Below are 18,304 nucleotides of genomic sequence, written 5' to 3'. Positions count from 1 at the left end.
GAAGGCTATTCAATTCCATCTTTCAAAGCAGTAAATGAATGAAACCTCCTTTAAGACTACAGGCAATTTTACTCATCGAATCATGAAGACCTTCATTTTCTTCATAAAAAGGATGCTTCTTTCATCTTCTACGCCGTTTTGTCGTTGGCCTTTTATAAACGAGGTAAGCCAGCAGGCCTAGCAGGATGATCAAGCCTATCAATATAGCGTTGAAATTAGCCCAATCGGTCCCTCCGACCCAAATGGTCTGCTCGAAGATCGTTCCTCCGGATTCGAAGCGTACGAATTGCCCCTGCGGATCCAGTTCTACTCTTATCCTATGCTCTCCTGGTGAAACGCTTTCGGTCCAATTGTATGTTACGACCTTGGAGGCGCCTGCGGGTATGTCAACTTTTTTCTCTTGCAGTAGAACTCCGTCCGCAAAGAAGCGAACGGCTACACCTTCGACCTCTATGCTCCCTTGGTTGACCACTTTAGCACTGATAACTATTGGCTCCACCGAACGGACGTAGTAATTATAGATTTTACTCACTTTGCCAGAAGGCCCAGTCGATGTGACATTCACGGTTATGGTCATATCTGTAGCGCTGGAAGGAGCGGTCAGGTTAAAACGGAATATGCCAGTGGGCGTTACTCCATTCGCTGGAGACACCAGGGCATCTACCGCATTCCTGCCCGTGACCGTCACCAAGAAACTATAGTTTCCACCGCCAGGCACCTCTGCGGGTCCGCCTATGGCCGTGACGACGTAAGGGTTGACCTCCCTCACTGCCACCACATTTCTGCCCTCTACTTTGATGTAAAGAGGATTCTCCGCTTGTACCACTAGTGCTAGATTAGCGCAGCTAGCCAGAAGAAGGATGAGCGCGGCGGCGATGATCAGCGCTTTCTTCGTCGGAATACCCCCTTCTGCACTGAGAATACCATTAAGATAGTTGTGACCGCCACCAACAATCCAATGAAGATAACCGTTTTAGTTGGAACTTGCTGAACCTCTGTGAACACGCCCGGTCCGGTGACTGTTAGGCCTCCCAATGGAATATTGAAATTAGGCATGGAGGGCTCGAATTGCAGCACCTTAACCGTGGAAGGAGAATTCAATGATTGTATAGTTAGGACTATTGTCACCCTTGCATTCGGGTTGCTTCGAAGCGGAATTAATCTTAGTTCAAGATTACCCTGATTGCTCGCTGCAAGAGTGGATGAGATGTAGCTGGACCAGGGGCCGGTTCCCGATCTTATCTCCGCCTTCCACCCCCAAGAGGCAAGCTCCGACAGGTTAGGAATAGAGATGTTATAAGTATCATCTACGTTGCCCACGTTCTTGAAAGTGAACTTGTAGAGGTATTCGCTTCCTGACGTGCTCGAGGCCGAGGAATAATTGAGCCAGACATCATGGTGAGAGGCAATGCCGACATCAACTGTTACGGAGTCCGAAGCTGTCCCTTTGGTCGATTGTGCGCGAATAGTGATGGGCGGATGGATGACTTTGGCGTTAGTGGGTGTATAAATCGTAACAGTAACCAATTGTGCGCCATCGGGCCCAAAGTCCACGTTGACCGAGTTCTGAGAGAAGCTAACCCTCCATCCGGTAGCGAAACCAGAGGCGCTCAAGGTGAACACATCAGCAACGTTGCCAGTATTAACGATGCGTAAGTTGTAAGATACATTCCCTCCGGGAGCTATGGTCTGCTTCTCCGCTGCATCCCAGCTCAAGTCTACGCCGTACTTAGGCACCTTCTTCAAATCTATTATGCTTATCTGGTTATTCCTTAGTTTCAACGGAAATTCCAGCTCGTATTCCACGGCAACTCCCTTTTCGCTGCCCTCAGCCGTGCATTTCACAATGTAATCATCCTGAGGTAGGTAGATTTCGAAGCTGCCATCTTGACCACTCTTCACCTGAGCATAATTGGCGCTGTTGAATTCTAATAGCGCGTTGCCAGGTCTTCCGTTTAACAACGTAGTGCCAGAGAATTTAATGCCCGGGACCAAATCGATATTCAGATAAGAGGATGAGCGGGGTGGCACGTTCATTTTGCCCATGAATACCGATGGACCGCTCAATTCTCTAGCATAGATAGCGTATTCCCCCGGCGCGACATCTACGGTGAAGCTTGAAGCTGGCACGGTGAAATTTCCCCAAATTGCTGAGGAAGAAGCAGGAATAAATTGCAGCACCGCCGCCACGGCCTCTCCATTAACCCTAACTGATCCAATCAGAGTGCTGTTGTCAAGAGCCTTATCGACATTGATGGTAATAGACTTACTTCCTGCCACATTGAAAGATAAATCTCCAAAGTAGCGTATGTACCTAGTTCTGGTTTTAATCGCTTCCGTGGTATGGAAATCTACCGAAGCCATATATTCCCCTGCTGGCAGATAAGTAGTAAAGGTGCCAGCAAGGGTGGTCTTAAGCTCCATACTCCCACCGCTGCCGGCGCTGATCACCACCGGAGCGTTTCCCGTTATGGCCTTGCCCTCAAATCTCACAGATCCCTGAATAGAATATGCTTGAGCCGTCACCAGATTTACATTATTAATTTCATAAGGACCGACTGTCACGCTTGCGATAGCTGCATATCTCGCTCCAAGCCTCTCCACTAAAGAATAGAAGCCATATTCTCCTGCTTGTAGATAGATGCTGAAGGAGGTCTGCGCTCTCAAGCTCCTTACATCTGGACCGTATATGCTTATGGTAGCTAAGGAACCTCGATCCGGAGCAATAGTTCCTGTTACCAGATAGCGCTTCACCAGATCAAGCGTCAAGGGGGAGGGGTCCTTGCCTATTTCCACTGTGAGATTTCCTTCATATTGATATCGCGATGAGTTGTCCCCCACCACAGTATCCTGATCCACCCTTATGCGATAAGAGCCAGGATGCAATTGCACCGAGAAAGTCCCCAAGGTTGAGGTCTGGACCACTTTGGTAATTGCATCACCCGATATCGATTCGAATCTTATCACTATTCCTTCTATGCCCGTCCCCGAAATCTTGGCCGTGCCGCTTACTGTTCGGTTTAAGGCCTTCAATTGGATATCCGTGTTGGATGAGGATGTCAAGGGTTCGAAGGATTTTACAAAGCTAGCAAAACCTTCTTCGCTAACCAGTATAGAGAACGACCTGCCCGGGACAAGATAGAACTCATAATTCCCTCCTGCCCCACTGAGCTTGGATATGCTCCTTCCATCAGCGTCTCTGATTTCCACTCTCACGCCTTCTAGCCCTTCATCCCAACTTCTTGCTCCATCGCCATTTTTGTCATACCAGACATAGCCATTTACCTTAGCCGCACTGGCCAGATTAATAATCAGACTGGTTGAAGAAGCCACTGTCAGGTCGTTCCAATAGGCTCCTCCTTCTTCACCCATCTGCACGAAATAGATATCATTAGGAAGTATCACCCCAAAATTCCCAGTCTCGTTCGTCTTGGCAGACAATGAAGCGCCACTGCTTCGCGACTGGAACAGTACAGTCAAACCTTCAAGAGAGGAGATGCCTTGAACCTTCCCCTTCAAATAACTAGCAGGGACTAACAGAGGATCGAATGAGTTTTCGCCAGGCATGAGAGTTAACTCCTTAAGAACCGCCATATCCCTGCCTTCGGAGACAAAGGTAGAATATAGGTTATAGGTGCCCTGCGGCAATTCCACTGAATAGCGACCCGAGCGATCCGCACGTATTACCACGTTTAAATCCTCGTTCTGCAAGAGGATTGTGGCATTGGAGGCTACTATTCCCGTAGTGAGCCATGCTTGTCCTCGGAGTATTGAGGATGGATAAACTATGAGCTGTTTGTTGACTTTCTCCCCTTCGCTAAGCTTAATCTGTAACGGACCAAAGGTAGTGCCAGGCATCCCTGAGCTTATCTCATATTCGCCATACATCAAGCCCTCGAAAGAGAAGGCGCCTGAATCGTCGGTGCTTTTCGTGCTAACTGTCCCATTGATCTTATCAGAGAGAACGATTCTAAAGCCAGGAGCGGGGGTTCCGTCATCATATTTCACGGTCCCGCCGATCGAGCTAGGTTTGATGCCGATGTCCACAGTGGTATCTGCCAATGGAAGTATTTGTGTTGGCTTCTTGGTGGTTGGGTGGCCTTCAACTATCGCGTACACATCCGCAGAGACCGCGGGCACGTTGTTAATGGTATATCCCATGGAGGTGGTGACGGCCTCCACCCTGAAGCCTAGGGATTCATTAGTGGCTATCACCCTAGCCCCAGATATAATTTCATCTTGAGCTGAGTCATAGGACCCGTCACCATCCATATCCCAGTATACCTTCCCCTTCAAATTGGCGCTGGTAATAGTGACATCTCCATCGATTATGTAGTCCGTTTGTCTCATGGCCTGAGCGTAAGTCACATGGTATTTAACGCGCTGAAGTTCACTGGCATAAAGCAATCTCTTATCTAGATTGCCCATGGAGAAGACCACATCGACATCGCCAAAGGGAGCGATCACGCTGTAATATCCGTTCTGATCCGTACGCACATAATGATGCGGTATGCCATACTCATCCAGAACCGTCACCCATACGTTAGGATAGGGCAAACCGGAGGCAGTCCTCACCTGGCCCTGGATGATGGCCCCATCATAGTATTGTACAAACACTACCCCTTGAGTCAGACTATAGGCAGAAGTGTCAACAACACCTATCTCCTCTCCACGGGAGATCTTGTCCTTCAATATCAACGCCTCATCATATGAAATGGCCCTCCAAGCTTGACTGTGATTGGCCACCTGATCGGAGGGGAAGGGATTGAAATAGGCCGTTCTATACACCATGCGGAAATGGCTCTGATTCCAGCCCTGCATAGGCGGGAGGTTTGACAAAGAGCCTGATATTCCGGGGATGCCTTGCTGGGTATAACCGATGTCATACGGGCCATAGCCCATAAAAGCCCTATAAAGCATTGTTTGATAGAATGCCTGGGTGTATTCGATCTTGTAATCGATTATCGTCATGTCAGCAGTGATCTCCCCCAACGGAACTGTCCGCTGCTGGCCATTCTGGATAACCACTGCATAAATTTGATAGAAATCGACAGGAGCGTTGCTTCCCTTATCTATCACGTGATCTGACAACTTTGCAGGAGCGTAGAAGATGTTGTAACCCGTCGCGGTGAAGGGGAACAGGCGAGAGTCAATAGCAAAATACCCTATATTGTTGCCAGTAATCGCCCTGATCTTATTGTAAAGGGAAACCAACTCGCTCTTACCGACTTTTGCCATTTCTACCCTGGCAGCGATATATTTGGCATTCGCCGAGGAGAGGTCAGAGCTGAATCTGCCGTAAGTCTCAGGGTTCCCCAGGACCACGGATATATATTTGGAGGGGTTTTGCAATATATCTCTAACTTTTACGGCGTCGACGCCGTGGGCCATTAAGGCATTGTATACATCAGAGCCCTCACTCAAGTCATTATATTCTATGCATCTGATAACTAACATGGCGATGGCTTGGGTCTCATCAGTGCAGGTTATGTAATTGCCTGCGAAGTTGTAGCCGTTCTGGAAGTTGTCTGCCACCGTGGGATGCTGCCCAGCCTGAATCGCTTCGAAGCCATAGTCCCACCATGATAGGAAAGCGGGGCGATCGTAAATGGGCAAATAAGAATCTTGATATCGATACCAGCTCCATGCTGCGGGCCAGTATTGGCTGGGAAGGGGAAGGCTGAAACCGAAGGCTCCTAAGTACCATTGTGAACCATTTACACTGTCATAATTCGAAGGTCTTAGGATTGAGGGCATGGCATTGTAGATCTGCAAGTCATATTGTTTCTTGAATTCTGAAGGAATACCCGCATCCACCGCGGCCCAGGCGTTTGGAACGAGCACCAAGATAAAGAGGAAGAAGAAGGCCATCACATATTTCGGCCTGAAAACGCTCTTGAACCAGGGCCATGGTGATCGCCAAGGACGGGTAGGGTTCTCCAGTCCTTTAGGATAATCTTGAAACCTGACCGCATCGATTATAAGGACCACGATCCACCCCGCCATAATGGCAAAGGCAGGTGCGGCATTGAATAGGAATCTGCCCGCGGAAGCGGCCATGAACACCGCCGTCCCCGTCCAGACTATAAGGAAGACAAAGTGGGGGGACAGACTCTTGCGTACCTTGATGGCGGCGTATCCTATCCCCACCAGGGCCAGCCAAAAAGTAACTATGCCAAAGGACATGGCTAGAGTGGAGAAGCTGGGAGCCTGAGCTTCGGATATAGTGGAGTAAAGCTTACTTTTCACCAAATAGCCCTGACCAGTGATAATGGCGTCGAACAGATTAGGAGCCAGGAAGGAAAGCGCAGCCAATGCCACCGTTACCAATATCAAAAAGGATGGCACGACAAGAGTCCAAGGCAGGTCCCTGGTACTAGCGAAAATGAGCCCGACGACTATCATAGCTAGGAATAGCAAGAGAGGCACATCGTACCAAGTAGCCCAATAGTCCATGGTCCAATACAAGGGTGCGGCCAAAATGAAAGTCAGACCTAGCATTACGCCGACGCTCATCATCACACCCAATGAATCGACGTTGCGGAAACGATTGATGAAGAGCTGCAATAGGAAATAAACCAATACGATTATCAACACATACATATAGCCCGTCCAGATGAATGAAACCGCGGCTACACAAACTCCCCCTAATGCTGCATAAATAAGGGAGACCTGATTCATCTTCCAATAGGACTTAAGCCCCGAGAGGACGGAACGATAATTCTTCCAATTTGAGACCCAGCGGTCACCAGTTATAGTCTTAAGACTTCGCAAGAGGAAATAGAAAGCGAAAACCACGAAGAACAATATCATGGCATCATGATCGGCCTGTGACGCTACCGACCTTTCGATGTGTCCAGGCATTAACGCGAACAGGAACGCTGCCACTAATCCAGCCTTTCGATTGAAAGCTTCGCGACCGATCATATACATGGGTATGCAGGTCAATGCTCCCCAAACAGCAGTAGCCGTGATCAAGGCCAAACCTGTGCCATCCGATACGGCCATGCCCGTTAAGCCGGACCATATCATCCCCATGACCGCTACAGACCAATCGAACAAGGGGGGCCGCGGATTCCTCATTCCCCCGGGATAATTCAAGAGTGGGTCGATGTAGAGGTGCTGCCCTGTATTAGAGATATGGTCGATGACACGTTGATGATAGTAGGAGTCGGAGCCTCCTGAGACCAAAAAGCCATTTTCCACTGAAGGGCCCCAGACGAAATAACTGCGAATGAAAAAGGCCAGGAGCACTACGAAAAGAAGCACCACCACTGTTCGCCAATTCCGATTTAGCCAGGATTCGCGGCCCTTACCGAATGAAGCTAAAAAGTTGAGGCGGCTCTTTTCCACAGTTCTGCCCGACCCTCCATCCATAGATGCCATCAGCTATCTCCTGTAGGATTTGACAACTGATTACAAATCCACTATAAATACGTTCTTTCAAAGAGAGGGTGAAAATTTTTTCATCTGGCTATTTCAAAAAAGGTGTTTTTCTTCACAAGAAGGCGTTTTGTATCTCCTCCAAGAATCGTCTTGCCGCCCCCGCAGGATCCTTATCTTCGTATATGGATCTCCCAATGATAATGAAGTCAGCTCCGTTTCTTAATGCCTCAGTTGCACTTCCACCTTGAAATCCCACACCTGGCGAGAGTATTAGCTTATCACCGATCAAGGAGCGAAGGCGGGCGATCCGTTCTGGTCTTGTCGCCGGAGCTATTATTCCAGTTGCCCCTACTTCCACCGCTAAAGTTGCCAACCGGTCGGCCAGAGAAGCAGTGAACTCTTCTCCTCCAGGATGGCTCATCTCCGTCACTAAAAAGACCTCCTTCCCTCGCGCCTCATGCACTACCGCTGCCACTGAGTCCCGGCCAGCAAATCCATGCACTATTATACCTGATGCTCCCAATTGAAAAGCTCTCTGCGCTATCAATCTATTAGTGTTTGGTATGTCAGCTAGCTTGAAGTCGCAGATTACCGGTGCCAATCTTGCCATCTCTGTGATGATGTGAGGGCCAGTGGCTAAAATCAATGGCCAATTTATCTTTATGGCATCAACATAATCCAACACCTTTTCGGCTACCGTCAATGCTCTAGCTTCATTAATTACATCCAGGGCAAGGATGATCCTTGTACGCTTTTTCATGACTATTCATCATGACACGGGCTATCTGGGATAAAAACATGGCCCCGGCAAGATATGCCGATGCAAAAATTGAATAGAACCTCTGGGGTGTGGTGTTTCGATATGGTCGAGGTGAAGGTTAGGAGTATCGAGGCCGGGTCCGCCTATACACGCTCCCTCCCAAAAGGATGCCAGATATGTCGCAGAGGGGCGAAGATGGTGCTCCTTGTCACTGGCAAGTGTGAAACTGGATGCTACTACTGCCCTCTTTCCAAGGAAAAAAAAGGAAAGGAGGTGGTTTACGCGGATGAATTAAAAGTACATTCCGATGAGGATGTCATAATGGAAGCGAAAAGCATCAAAGCAGGGGGAACAGGGATCACAGGAGGTGACCCTCTCAAATCACTGCAAAAAGTGCTCCATTATGTAGGGATTCTGCGCGAGACTTTTGGAGAAAAGCACCACATACATTTGTACACAGCTAGCATTGATGACGACGCCTATAAGATACTGCAGGGCGTCGGATTGAACGAACTTAGGATACATCCGCCCACTTCCATGTGGACTAAGATGAATAGAACAGGTCTGGAGAAAGCTATATCGGGATTGGACATGAGTGTGGGTATAGAAGTGCCCGCAATACCTGGGCATGAGAAGCAATTAGAGGCCTTGATCAGATACGCTGATGCAATAGGATTGGACTTCGTAAATTTAAACGAGCTCGAGTTCTCGGAAACCAACTTCAAGCAATTATCAGAGAGGGGGTTTGCGGTAAAAGATGAGATTTCTTCTGCCGCTTGGGGGAGCGAGGAGACGGCGCTGAAAATGCTTAGACTGGAGGTCGGGATTCCTGTCCATTACTGCTCCTCGGCCTTCAAGGATTCGGTACAGCTGCGCCGTAGGCTAATGCGCAGAGCTAAAAACGTAGCCAAAAGAGGAGATGTGATCACCGAAGATGGAACGTTGGTCAAAGGAGTGGTTGAACCAGATGAAGCGCGTCTTGCTAAAAAAGTTTTGAGCGAAGATTATGACGTCCCTGATACCCTCATGTACACTGACCCAATTACGGGAAGGTTAGAAGTTGCGCCTTGGATATTAAAAGAGCTGGAAGGGCTGCTACCTTTTGATTCCTATATCGTTGAGGAATATCCTACTGCAGATAGGCTGGAGGTGGAGCGGGAATTAATAAAAGGAAAAATGCAAAAGGACAAGGCAAAGAAGTGTTCATCTAAGTAAATTCACACCTTTTCGCGGCCGAGATTCTAAGCCACGATGATGCTTTGGACGTTATGATGCCTTGCCACGATGTCTCGGGCTATCTTTAGATTGCGCCCGTTCTTCCCTATAGCTCTTCCCTTGACCTTGGGGTCTACGGTCACTGTGGCATGGACGATATTGCCGCGATTCTCTATGGAGACGCTTTGCACTCCGTAATTGTAGAAGACGTTCTTTATAAACTGCTCTGCATCATCCGAATATTCTATCACTTGGATATTCTTTCCTGTGGTGTTTTTGAGACGGATTACATTCTCTCCACCCTTGCCCACGGCCCTATTGGCCTGGCCTGGGTCAACCACGAAAACCAATTTGTCTTCTGTCTCCATGCAATCCTTGACGCGTGTTTTCGTCATGTTCTCGAACAGGGTTATGTATCGAAGAGTGTCTTCTGTGAGTTTTACTTCAGGCATGACCATCACAACGAAAGGATATTAGAGGAGCCTTTATCGATTATAGCTACGGCGGAAACGGAGAAGGGTTTCCCAGCCAAGGCTCCAAGTTCCATATTTGTTCCTTCAAATGTTTTTACTGGCACAGATTTAGTCGACTTAAGGAATTGGCTGGGGCAGTTCGATGAAATGATCACCATCTTAGCCTCACCATTCCTGACAGCTTTTTCTGCTTGCTGTACGCCAAATACCACTTTGCCCGTCTGCACTGCGGTCTTCAATGCTCTACCGATATCAACCATGGCTCTGCCCCCTGGAAACAGGTTTATATACCAAATTAACGGCCCCAGTTCCGAGCGTAACAGGCTGCCCTACTATAATGTTTTCTGCCACGCCGTCCAAATGATCCTCTTCTCCCGTCAGCGCGGCATGTAACAGATGCACGGCCGTAATCTCGAAGGCCGCTCTGGCCAAGACGGATGATTTGCGGCCTGAAATGCCGTGCCTCCCGATGGCCTTAACATCCCCATCGTTGGTCATGAGGTCCGCGACCAGCATTATGTGCCTGATGTCAACGTTCAGCCCTTGCTCGTCAAGAGTGTTGTATGCCTCCTTTATTATCGCGTTCCTCGCCGCCTCCACGCCCAGCTCTTCATATATTTCTTGAATGGCATTGGTTGTGGTCTTGGATTGGTCAACGCCTTCTTTGCGCAAAACCTGTCTCAGATTGCTGCCCTCGGTGTATATAACATAGCTATCTCCAGAGCGGCGGATGATCGCGCGCTTTATGCCGTCGATGCCTTTTATCTTCCGCTCTTTCACATCGTCTATTATCCTCTGCAGTTTTTTGAATGAGGGTTCATCAGATGATATCACGATTTTATCGCCCTGCATCTCTACCAAGCCTTTAAGGCCTCGGGTCTTCGCCAGTTCTGTGTAGAGCATGTCAATGGAGATGCCTTTCTGAGTCATCTTTCTCTCATCTGGTCGGACCAACACCTGCATGTTCACTATGTCAATTTCAATGGAGGCCACATCCTCCACCGTAGTCATCTCTATTTCCGAGGCGATGCGCCGCACGCTCTCCACATCCTGGCAGAGCTCTGGAACCACATGGACTTCCATCATCGGTGTGGATGGGACTCTTCTGGCATCGACGATCTCGATAAGCCTTGGCAGCCCTAAAGTGACGTTTATCTCAGCCACACCCGCATAGTGGAAGGTACGCATGGTCATTTGGGTACCCGGTTCGCCGATGGATTGTGCAGCGATTATACCTGCGCTCTCGTTGGGGTCCATCTGATGCTCCATGTATCTTTCATAAGCGCGCTTCATCAAGGCCTTTATCTTCTCATCTGGCACTTCGATGCCTTCGATGCGTTCGGCAATAATCTTGATGATCTTAAACGGCAACTCCAATCCCATCTCTTCTGCCATCCGACGCATCCTCTCTTCTAGCTCAGAGGGTTTGCTCAACTTGTCAGGTATCTGAATCTCGAGCTTTTTGCGTTCTGCCTCCGGCTCTTTTCCCTTTTTTATTCTCTTTTCCGGAGCTGTCTTCTTGCCCGCCTTCTTGCCTTTTATCTTCTCGATATCGTCTGGGCTGAGACCTAGCTTCTTCAATTCTTCCTCTGGAGCCTCGATTACCTTTGCCTTCGAGCCGAACTTGTCAGCCAGCAAACTGGCCTTGGCCTCATCTAAGCCCAGCTTGGTGAGGGAACGAATAGTGTCCTTCTTGGCCATTACTCTTCACCTCCTCCCTCGTACTCAGGCTCCTCGAACTCCTCGGCCTCCTCGTCCATTTCTCCCTCCATAAGGTCCTTCTCAACGTTGGCATATGATATGGCGCTTCTCTCCTCTACCTTGCTTAAGAGTTCGGCTTCCTCGCCTAAGACCTCAACCAGAATGTCCTCAACATCTATTGGATCTCCTTGCACCGAGCGGGCCGGATCCACGCCATCATCGCCATAGCGGAACTGGATAATGTAATCAGCTGTATTACGCACCGTTCCATCCTGCTTTAGCTTCAGGTCTTCCAAGGCGTTGATGAGACGACGCTGCATGTATCCTGATCGAGAGGTTCTAACGGCCGTATCCACCAGGCCTTCTCTTCCACCCATAGAGTGGAAAAAGAACTCAGTAGGGGACAATCCTGACTTGTAGGAATGAATAACGAAGCCTTTGGCTTGTGCTCCCAAGTCTCCCTGTTTGAAATGCGGTAGGGTGCGATTCCAATATCCTCGGGAAAGCCTTTCCCCACGCACTGCCTGTTGCCCGATGCAACCGGCCATCTGAGAGAGGTTGAGCATACTTCCTCTGGCTCCGGACCTGGCCATTATGACTGCGCTGTTCTCTAGGCCCAAGTGCCTGCCTGCGATCTGCCCTGCCTCATCACGAGCCCTGCCCAAGACCTTCATGACCTCCACTTCCAATGTCTCCGCCAAGGACCGGCCGGGCATCTGTTCCAACTCTCCGTTGCGATAGGCCTCCACTAACTGATCGACGCGCGCCGTGGCCTCGCGCAGCATCTCTTCTATCTGCCTTTTGGCTTCCTCAGGTATGTCCTCGTCGTCTATGCCAGTGGTGAATCCTGAGACCATGATGGCTCCTATCGCCAGTCTCGTCACATTGTCCAAGAACTCTCTGGCCTGGTCGGCACCATAATCTCGAGCAATTTTGTCCAATATCTTTCCTTTGAAGGACCCGATGGCTTTCTCATCGATAGTACCACAGATCAGAACACCTTTGCGTATCTTGACATAGGCATCGAGATCACACTTCTCCTTCTGACAAACAGCGCACTTGCGGCATATGCTCGATTTAAAGGTTAAATCCAAGTCATCAGGCAAAATGAGGGAGAAGAGTTGCTTGCCAGTCCATTTCTCTTCCATGTCCACCTCAACCGGTGGCGGAAGGGGTTTGTGGTTGACCCTCGAAAGCATGACTAGAGTCTCGCTCTTGGAGAAGTGTGGATTCTTATGGGTGAGCATGAAGGTGCCCGTGATATGGTCATGGATGGCACCTATGATGGGGCCTCCAAAGCGGGGGGATAGCACATGCTCCTGTACTTTCATAAGGATCTGAGCCTCTGCTCTCGCCTCTTCCGATTGTAGCACATGCAGATTCATCTCATCCCCATCAAAGTCCGCGTTGTAGGGCGGGCAGACACATAGGTTAAGGCGGAATGTCTTCCCTGGCATGACGCGGACGGTATGAGCCATCATGGACATGCGGTGCAGCGAAGGCTGCCGGTTGAAGAGCACGATATCGCCGTCCTGTAGCTGACGCTCAACTATGAAGTTCACGTCCAGGCTCTCAGCCACATTCTCTGCATTCTTATCCGTGACTTTTATCCTCCGGCCATCTGGTCTTATTACGTAATTCACACCAGGCAAATATTTACCGTCTTTGCGAGGGCTGACTCCTCTTTTTACCATCTCCTTCAGAATCGCAAGGTTGGACTTGGTTACGTAGACTGGAACGGTCAGCTCCCTAGCTGCCTCCTCAGGGACACCTACTTCATTGATGCTTAATCCAGGGTCAGGCGATATGACCGTCCTGGCCGAAAAGTTCACCCGCTTACCGGAAAGGTTGCTGCGGAATCGGCCTTCTTTGCCCTTAAGCCTCTGGACCAAGGTCTTCAGGGGTCGTCCGGACCTATGCCTCGCTGGGGGGATTCCTGATGTCTGATTATCGAAATAGGTGGTGACATGATATTGTAAAAGCTCCCAAAGGTCCTCGACGATGAGCTGAGGCGCTCCTGCATCTCTGTTCTCCCGGAGCCTTTGATTTATTCGCAACACATCCACTAGTTTATGGGTAAGATCATCCTCGGAGCGGTCCCCTGATTCCAGTGTGATGCTTGGCCTCACCGTTACTGGTGGCACAGGTAGAGCGGTTAGGACCATCCATTCTGGCCTACAGGAATTCGGATCGATGCCCAAGGGTATTAGGTCAGCATCAGGTATTCTCTCCAAACGCTCTCGCACTTCTTTTGGAGTCAACTTGTGACCGTCCTCCCTGAAGGTGGTAGGCTTGTCCAAGGTGATTTTCTTCTGCTCCGCGCCGCAATGAGGACATATTTGCCTCGAGGCTGCATCTTTGGCTGTGTCTTTGGAGACCAGGCGCACGTCGATTACGTCGTGACCCATCTCCTCCATAGATTCCATCTGTTCCTTGTACTCTCTAGCCTGTTCCTCGGTGAGAAGCAATCGGCCGCACACCGAGCATGTGGACTGCAAGAGCTTCTTTATTTCTTTGACATAGCCCACATGAATCACTGGCATTGCTAGATCGATGTGCCCGAAATGTCCTGGGCATTCGTCCACTTTGTGACCGCAGGTCTTGCACCTCAACCCAGGCTCGATGACCCCCAGATGAGTGTCCATAAGCCCCATGTCAATAGGGAAGCCGTCATCGTCATAGGTATCCGCGGTTATGATTTTGGTAGCAGACATCTTGCGTATCTCATCGGGGGAGAGGCAGGCGAATTTTATCGAAGCTATTCTTTTGGAGACTCCTCGCATCATCATCTTAGGTCCTCCAGTTGCAAGCGCATGGCTACGCCAAGAGAGAGCAGTTCATCTAGAAGCAGCTTGAATGCATAGGACGTCTGCACCAGATGAACATTGGTATTGTTCCCACAGACAGGGCATTTTAACGAGCCGCGACGGTCGAGAATGGCTATATGACCGCAGTTGGGATTTCCGCATACGTACTGGAACGTGCCATCCGATTCATCCAGCAAGCGATCCTTAATGACCATTGCCGCTCCATGGCCGATGAGACAATCTCGTTCCATCTCACCGAACCTAAGCCCACCTTGCCTTGAACGGCCCTCTGTAGGCTGACGGGTGAGTATCTGCACCGGCCCTCTTGAGCGGACGTGCATCTTCCCCGAGACCATGTGATGCAGCTTCTGGTAGTAGATGACCCCTATGAATATGTCGGCCTTGATCATCTTACCTGTCAAGCCATCATACATGACCTCCTTGCCAGTGTGCATGAAGCCATTCTTGACCAAGGATTCGCGGATGGCCTCTTCCCTCTCTCCCGAGAATGGCGTGCCGTCCACGAACCTGGCCTCCATCGCTCCCACCTTTCCTCCGATCATCTCGAGAACGTGGGCGACGGTCATACGTGAGGGGATGGCATGCGGATTGATGACAAGGTCCGGCACCACGCCATCCGATGTGAAGGGCATATCCTCCTGGGGAACGATGAGCCCCACCACCCCTTTCTGTCCATGCCTAGAAGCGAACTTATCTCCCAGCTCGGGAATGCGTTCGTCGCGCACCTTGACCTTCACCAGGCGTGAGCCGTTCTCGCTTTCGGTAAGCATAACACTGTCTACCCAACCAGTCTCTCCAGGACGGCAGGTTATGGAAGTCTCTCTCCTTTTTTGAGGCGTGAGGAAGTCCGTCTCTTCCTCCAAGAATCTTGGCGGTGAGGTCTTGCCGATGAGAACATCACCTCCAACGACGGGGGTCTCAGGAGAAATAAGGCCGTCCTCACCAAGTGAGGCGTATGATAGGTCAGCTCTAGCTCCCCTCACATCAGGCGAAGGAATCTCGAAATGATCCTCTTGTCCTCCTGGATAGCGGCGCTCTTCCGCTCTATACGTCCTCATGAAAGTACTCCTTCCCAATCCTCTCTCAATGCTAGCCTTGTTAAGGATGAGTGCGTCCTCCATGTTGTATCCATGGTAGGACAGCACGGCGACGCAGAAGTTCTGCCCCGCAGGTCTCTCATTGAATGCGACGAACTTCATGGTATGGGTTTGCACTATTGGCTTCTGCGGATAGTGCATGATGTGCCCTCTTGTATCTGGACGGTGGCGGTAATTGCTCGACGCTAAGCCCAATGACTGCTTGGCCATTCCTGACCCCATGGTTACCCGGGGGGAGGAGTTGTGCTCAGGATATGGTACCAGGCCAGCACAGCATCCAAGGATGACAAGAGGATCCACCTCTAAATGGGTATGCTCGTTGGTGAGCAACAAGGGCGTTTTGAGCTCTGCCCCGCACTGTTTGCATTTTAGTATAGCGTGCGGCTCTGGGGAGGCGGGGTTCATCCAATCCACATAGGTTGGGGATAAGGCTATGCCGCAACCCGAGCAGCGTTCTGGGACCTTGTAGGGCTCCACAGCTATTAGGGTGTCCTCTTCCTCCTCTGCATCCAGCCACTCTATAACCCCTTCGCGTACCAGGTCAGACCACTGAATCCTTCCCTCTCGTATGTCCTCGATATGCTTTCGATTGAGGATGGTCCTACCGTTCTTCAGTACCAACAGTGGTCGACGCAGCCTACCTTCATCGCAATTGATAATAATCTCATCCATCTCTCGATCATAGCGCACGTTGATCTCATTAGATAGAAGGCCCATGCGCCGCCTTTGGCGAATTTCACTCACCAATTCTCTTGGCCTGTCGCAAATTCCTTTCAGGTCTCCATTAACATACACGCGCGTGCCAACAGGGGGGCTTTTGACCTCTTTCACCCCCTGCTCCCGTAGCATATAGGCAACATCCTCCTCGCGAAATCCCTCGGATACGTCGATAATGAGTGCGGCGTTCTTCACAAGACCGCAGTTTTGCCCTTCAGGAGTCTCATTGGGGCATAGCCGGCCCCATTGAGTGGGATGCAGATCACGCGCCTCAAAGTGAGGTTGAGACCTCGTCAGGGACGAGGTGACACGGCGCAAATGAGAGAGAGTCGACATATTGGAGGTTCGATCCAGAAGCTGTGATACACCGGCCCTTCCTCCCACCCAATTGCCCGTGGCCAGGGCATGGAGCAGTCGATGCGTAAGCAGATCTGGCCTAATAGCAGAGGAGATACGCAGGTCCTTCTTACGTGCATATGACCTCTCCAATTGATATTTGAGGTCTTTCATGAGGTTGGTAAACGCCACCCGGAAAAGGTCCTCCATAAGGTCGCCCGCAAGCTTCAAACGCTTGTTGGCATAGTGGTCCTTATCATCCTCTTTCCGCTTACCCAGCGAAAGTTCGAGTACCGAACGCGCTATGCGGCCTAGGAATATGGCTTTCTTCATCCTATCTTCTTTGGTATCTCCAAGATGGGGAAGGAGGGAGCGGTCGATTATGCTCTCCACCTTTTTCTGCCGATATTCCTTGGCTTGTCCAGTGGCGAATTTGCGCTCGAGATAGAGAATAGCGTCCTCTGTTGTGAATATTCCGTTAGGAGGATAGAGCTTTTTGTCCTGGCATTCTTCAATGTTGGCGTAAACGATATTGGACATTTCCTCGCTGGAGACGATAGCATTGTAAATTTCCTCATCGGATTCCATGCCTAGCGCTTTCATGAGCGCAACCAATGGTATCTGCCCTGAGGCAGCCGGAACCGTTACCATCAGCATGCCATCTCGCTTTTTCTCCACCAAGGTAAGAGCACGGTGGCCCTCCTTTTGGGAGAATACTTTGGCCACCTCGAGTTTCGTACCGTATCTCTCGTTCACCTCTACCATCACGCGATTGGGCGCCAAATCCTCTAAAGTGATGAGCACGCGCTCTGTACCACCGATGATGAAGTAACCGCCAGGATCCATGGGGTCCTCTCCTTTTTGAATAAGCTTTTGGCGGTATTCTTCATCGCTCAATTCCCTCTCCTGTTCGAGATTTTCTTTGTAGAGGGTGCAACGTTTTGATTTGACCATTATGGGTAGGTCTCCGATGTGCACACGCTCAGGATCTTTTTCGATGCCATCCTCGATAACTGTGAAATCCACATACACCGGTGCCATATAGTTGAGGTTGCGGAGCCTTGCCTCCATAGGGGTAAGCTCGTGTACATAGCCGTTCGCTTCTCGGATTTCAGGCGTTTTCACCTGCACCGTAGGCCTAGAGTGGCTGTCAATAAGTCCCGTCTTCTCGTCTCTTTTGCGCCCCACTCTAATCTCGATGATCTTACCTTCGGTCTTCTCGGGGTCTAGGCGGATAATGCCCCTATCTATATCCTCCGCTGATACGCGAAGATTGTCCACGATGCTCTGCATTCGGCTGTTGGGGTTGTCTATCGTGGAGAGGAAGTCGTTAAAGCTCGCTATGTGATGGTTTACAATGCTCCTTTCCTTGAAATAAAGCTCTACTAGATCTCGCAAGGGTTTCACCCTCTTATTACCAATCGATATGCTATCGCTATTTCAGAAGTAGGGGAGCGACGCACGATTTTCACCACACGCCCCTCCTTTATTGCTGGCCTTCCTGCCTCCTGCTCCAAGGCATCCAAAAGTCTTATGCACGGATCGCTCTTGCGGATTTTCGGCAGTTTATCCTTGTCAACTTTGAGTTTGGCCAAGACTTCCTTGGCTTCTTCCTCTGTCAACAAATAATGTGCAGGCACTAAATCATGATTAAATACATTAAGCTGGATATCCTCCTCCACGAAAATCACCTCGCCCCTCGTTCCGGACCGTTCTTTCTACTATGTAGTGGCCTTATAAAAATGCATCGAATGTTGGTTTTCGCGTTTGCGGCTTCCATTTCTGCCCCTC

At 50.0% G+C, this 18,304-nt stretch carries 10 protein-coding genes; 1 reads left to right on the top strand and 9 read right to left on the bottom strand.

Annotated elements, in window-relative coordinates:
* Positions 1-121: 121 nt before the first annotated feature.
* The 3 genes from QW520_05515 to pyrF form a co-directional block, all read right to left on the bottom strand.
* On the bottom strand, positions 122-826 hold the full coding sequence (locus QW520_05515) for a CARDB domain-containing protein (protein MEM0449261.1): 705 nt from the start codon (positions 824-826) through the stop codon (positions 122-124).
* A gap of 53 nt (positions 827-879) precedes the next feature.
* Complete coding sequence (locus QW520_05510; protein ID MEM0449260.1) at positions 880-7,386, bottom strand: carboxypeptidase regulatory-like domain-containing protein; 6,507 nt, start codon at positions 7,384-7,386, stop codon at positions 880-882.
* 112 nt (positions 7,387-7,498) lie between these two features.
* Complete coding sequence (gene pyrF, locus QW520_05505) at positions 7,499-8,146, bottom strand: orotidine-5'-phosphate decarboxylase (GenBank protein ID MEM0449259.1); 648 nt, start codon at positions 8,144-8,146, stop codon at positions 7,499-7,501.
* 102 nt (positions 8,147-8,248) lie between these two features.
* Here pyrF and QW520_05500 point away from each other — a divergent pair, with 102 nt between their 5' ends.
* Positions 8,249-9,361 (top strand): radical SAM protein, encoded by a 1,113-nt coding sequence (locus QW520_05500; GenBank protein ID MEM0449258.1) that lies wholly within the window; start codon positions 8,249-8,251, stop codon positions 9,359-9,361.
* A gap of 26 nt (positions 9,362-9,387) precedes the next feature.
* Here QW520_05500 and QW520_05495 read toward each other — a convergent pair whose 3' ends face one another.
* Genes QW520_05495 through QW520_05470 form a run of 6 tightly spaced genes read right to left on the bottom strand, consistent with a single transcriptional unit; the run spans position 9,388 to position 18,195 of the window.
* Positions 9,388-9,813 carry a NusA-like transcription termination signal-binding factor gene (locus QW520_05495; protein ID MEM0449257.1) on the bottom strand — a complete coding sequence of 142 codons (426 nt, stop codon included), beginning with the start codon at positions 9,811-9,813 and terminating at the stop codon, positions 9,388-9,390.
* A 5-nt stretch (positions 9,814-9,818) separates the two neighbouring features.
* Positions 9,819-10,094 (bottom strand): 50S ribosomal protein L30e, encoded by a 276-nt coding sequence (locus QW520_05490; protein ID MEM0449256.1) that lies wholly within the window; start codon positions 10,092-10,094, stop codon positions 9,819-9,821.
* Positions 10,087-11,535 carry a DNA-directed RNA polymerase subunit A'' gene (gene rpoA2, locus QW520_05485; GenBank protein MEM0449255.1) on the bottom strand — a complete coding sequence of 483 codons (1,449 nt, stop codon included), beginning with the start codon at positions 11,533-11,535 and terminating at the stop codon, positions 10,087-10,089. Before rpoA2 ends, QW520_05490 begins: the two co-directional genes overlap by 8 nt.
* Entirely contained in the window at positions 11,535-14,324 is a 2,790-nt protein-coding gene (locus QW520_05480) for a DNA-directed RNA polymerase subunit A' (protein ID MEM0449254.1), read from the bottom strand. The genes rpoA2 and QW520_05480 overlap by 1 nt, the downstream gene beginning before the upstream one ends.
* On the bottom strand, positions 14,321-17,920 hold the full coding sequence (locus QW520_05475) for a DNA-directed RNA polymerase subunit B (GenBank protein ID MEM0449253.1): 3,600 nt from the start codon (positions 17,918-17,920) through the stop codon (positions 14,321-14,323). The genes QW520_05480 and QW520_05475 overlap by 4 nt, the downstream gene beginning before the upstream one ends.
* Positions 17,917-18,195 (bottom strand): DNA-directed RNA polymerase subunit H, encoded by a 279-nt coding sequence (locus tag QW520_05470; GenBank protein ID MEM0449252.1) that lies wholly within the window; start codon positions 18,193-18,195, stop codon positions 17,917-17,919. Before QW520_05470 ends, QW520_05475 begins: the two co-directional genes overlap by 4 nt.
* Between the last annotated feature and the right edge of the window lie 109 nt (positions 18,196-18,304).

It is taken from the genome of Methanomassiliicoccales archaeon (genome assembly GCA_038740345.1).
In the GTDB taxonomy this organism is placed as follows: Archaea; Thermoplasmatota; Thermoplasmata; order Methanomassiliicoccales; family UBA472; genus JAJRAN01.
Note: the sequence above shows the minus strand (reverse complement) of the source record. Positions and strands in the feature narration are given on the sequence as shown.

Coding starts and splice junctions, on each gene's coding strand:
- QW520_05500 (MEM0449258.1), top strand. CDS start 8,249: ATGGTCGAGGTGAAGGTTAGGAGTATCGAGGCCGGGTCCGCCTATACA.
- QW520_05480 (MEM0449254.1), bottom strand. CDS start 14,324: ATGATGATGCGAGGAGTCTCCAAAAGAATAGCTTCGATAAAATTCGCC.
- rpoA2 (MEM0449255.1), bottom strand. CDS start 11,535: ATGGCCAAGAAGGACACTATTCGTTCCCTCACCAAGCTGGGCTTAGAT.
- QW520_05495 (MEM0449257.1), bottom strand. CDS start 9,813: ATGCCTGAAGTAAAACTCACAGAAGACACTCTTCGATACATAACCCTG.
- QW520_05510 (MEM0449260.1), bottom strand. CDS start 7,386: ATGGCATCTATGGATGGAGGGTCGGGCAGAACTGTGGAAAAGAGCCGC.
- pyrF (MEM0449259.1), bottom strand. CDS start 8,146: ATGAAAAAGCGTACAAGGATCATCCTTGCCCTGGATGTAATTAATGAA.
- QW520_05490 (MEM0449256.1), bottom strand. CDS start 10,094: ATGGTTGATATCGGTAGAGCATTGAAGACCGCAGTGCAGACGGGCAAA.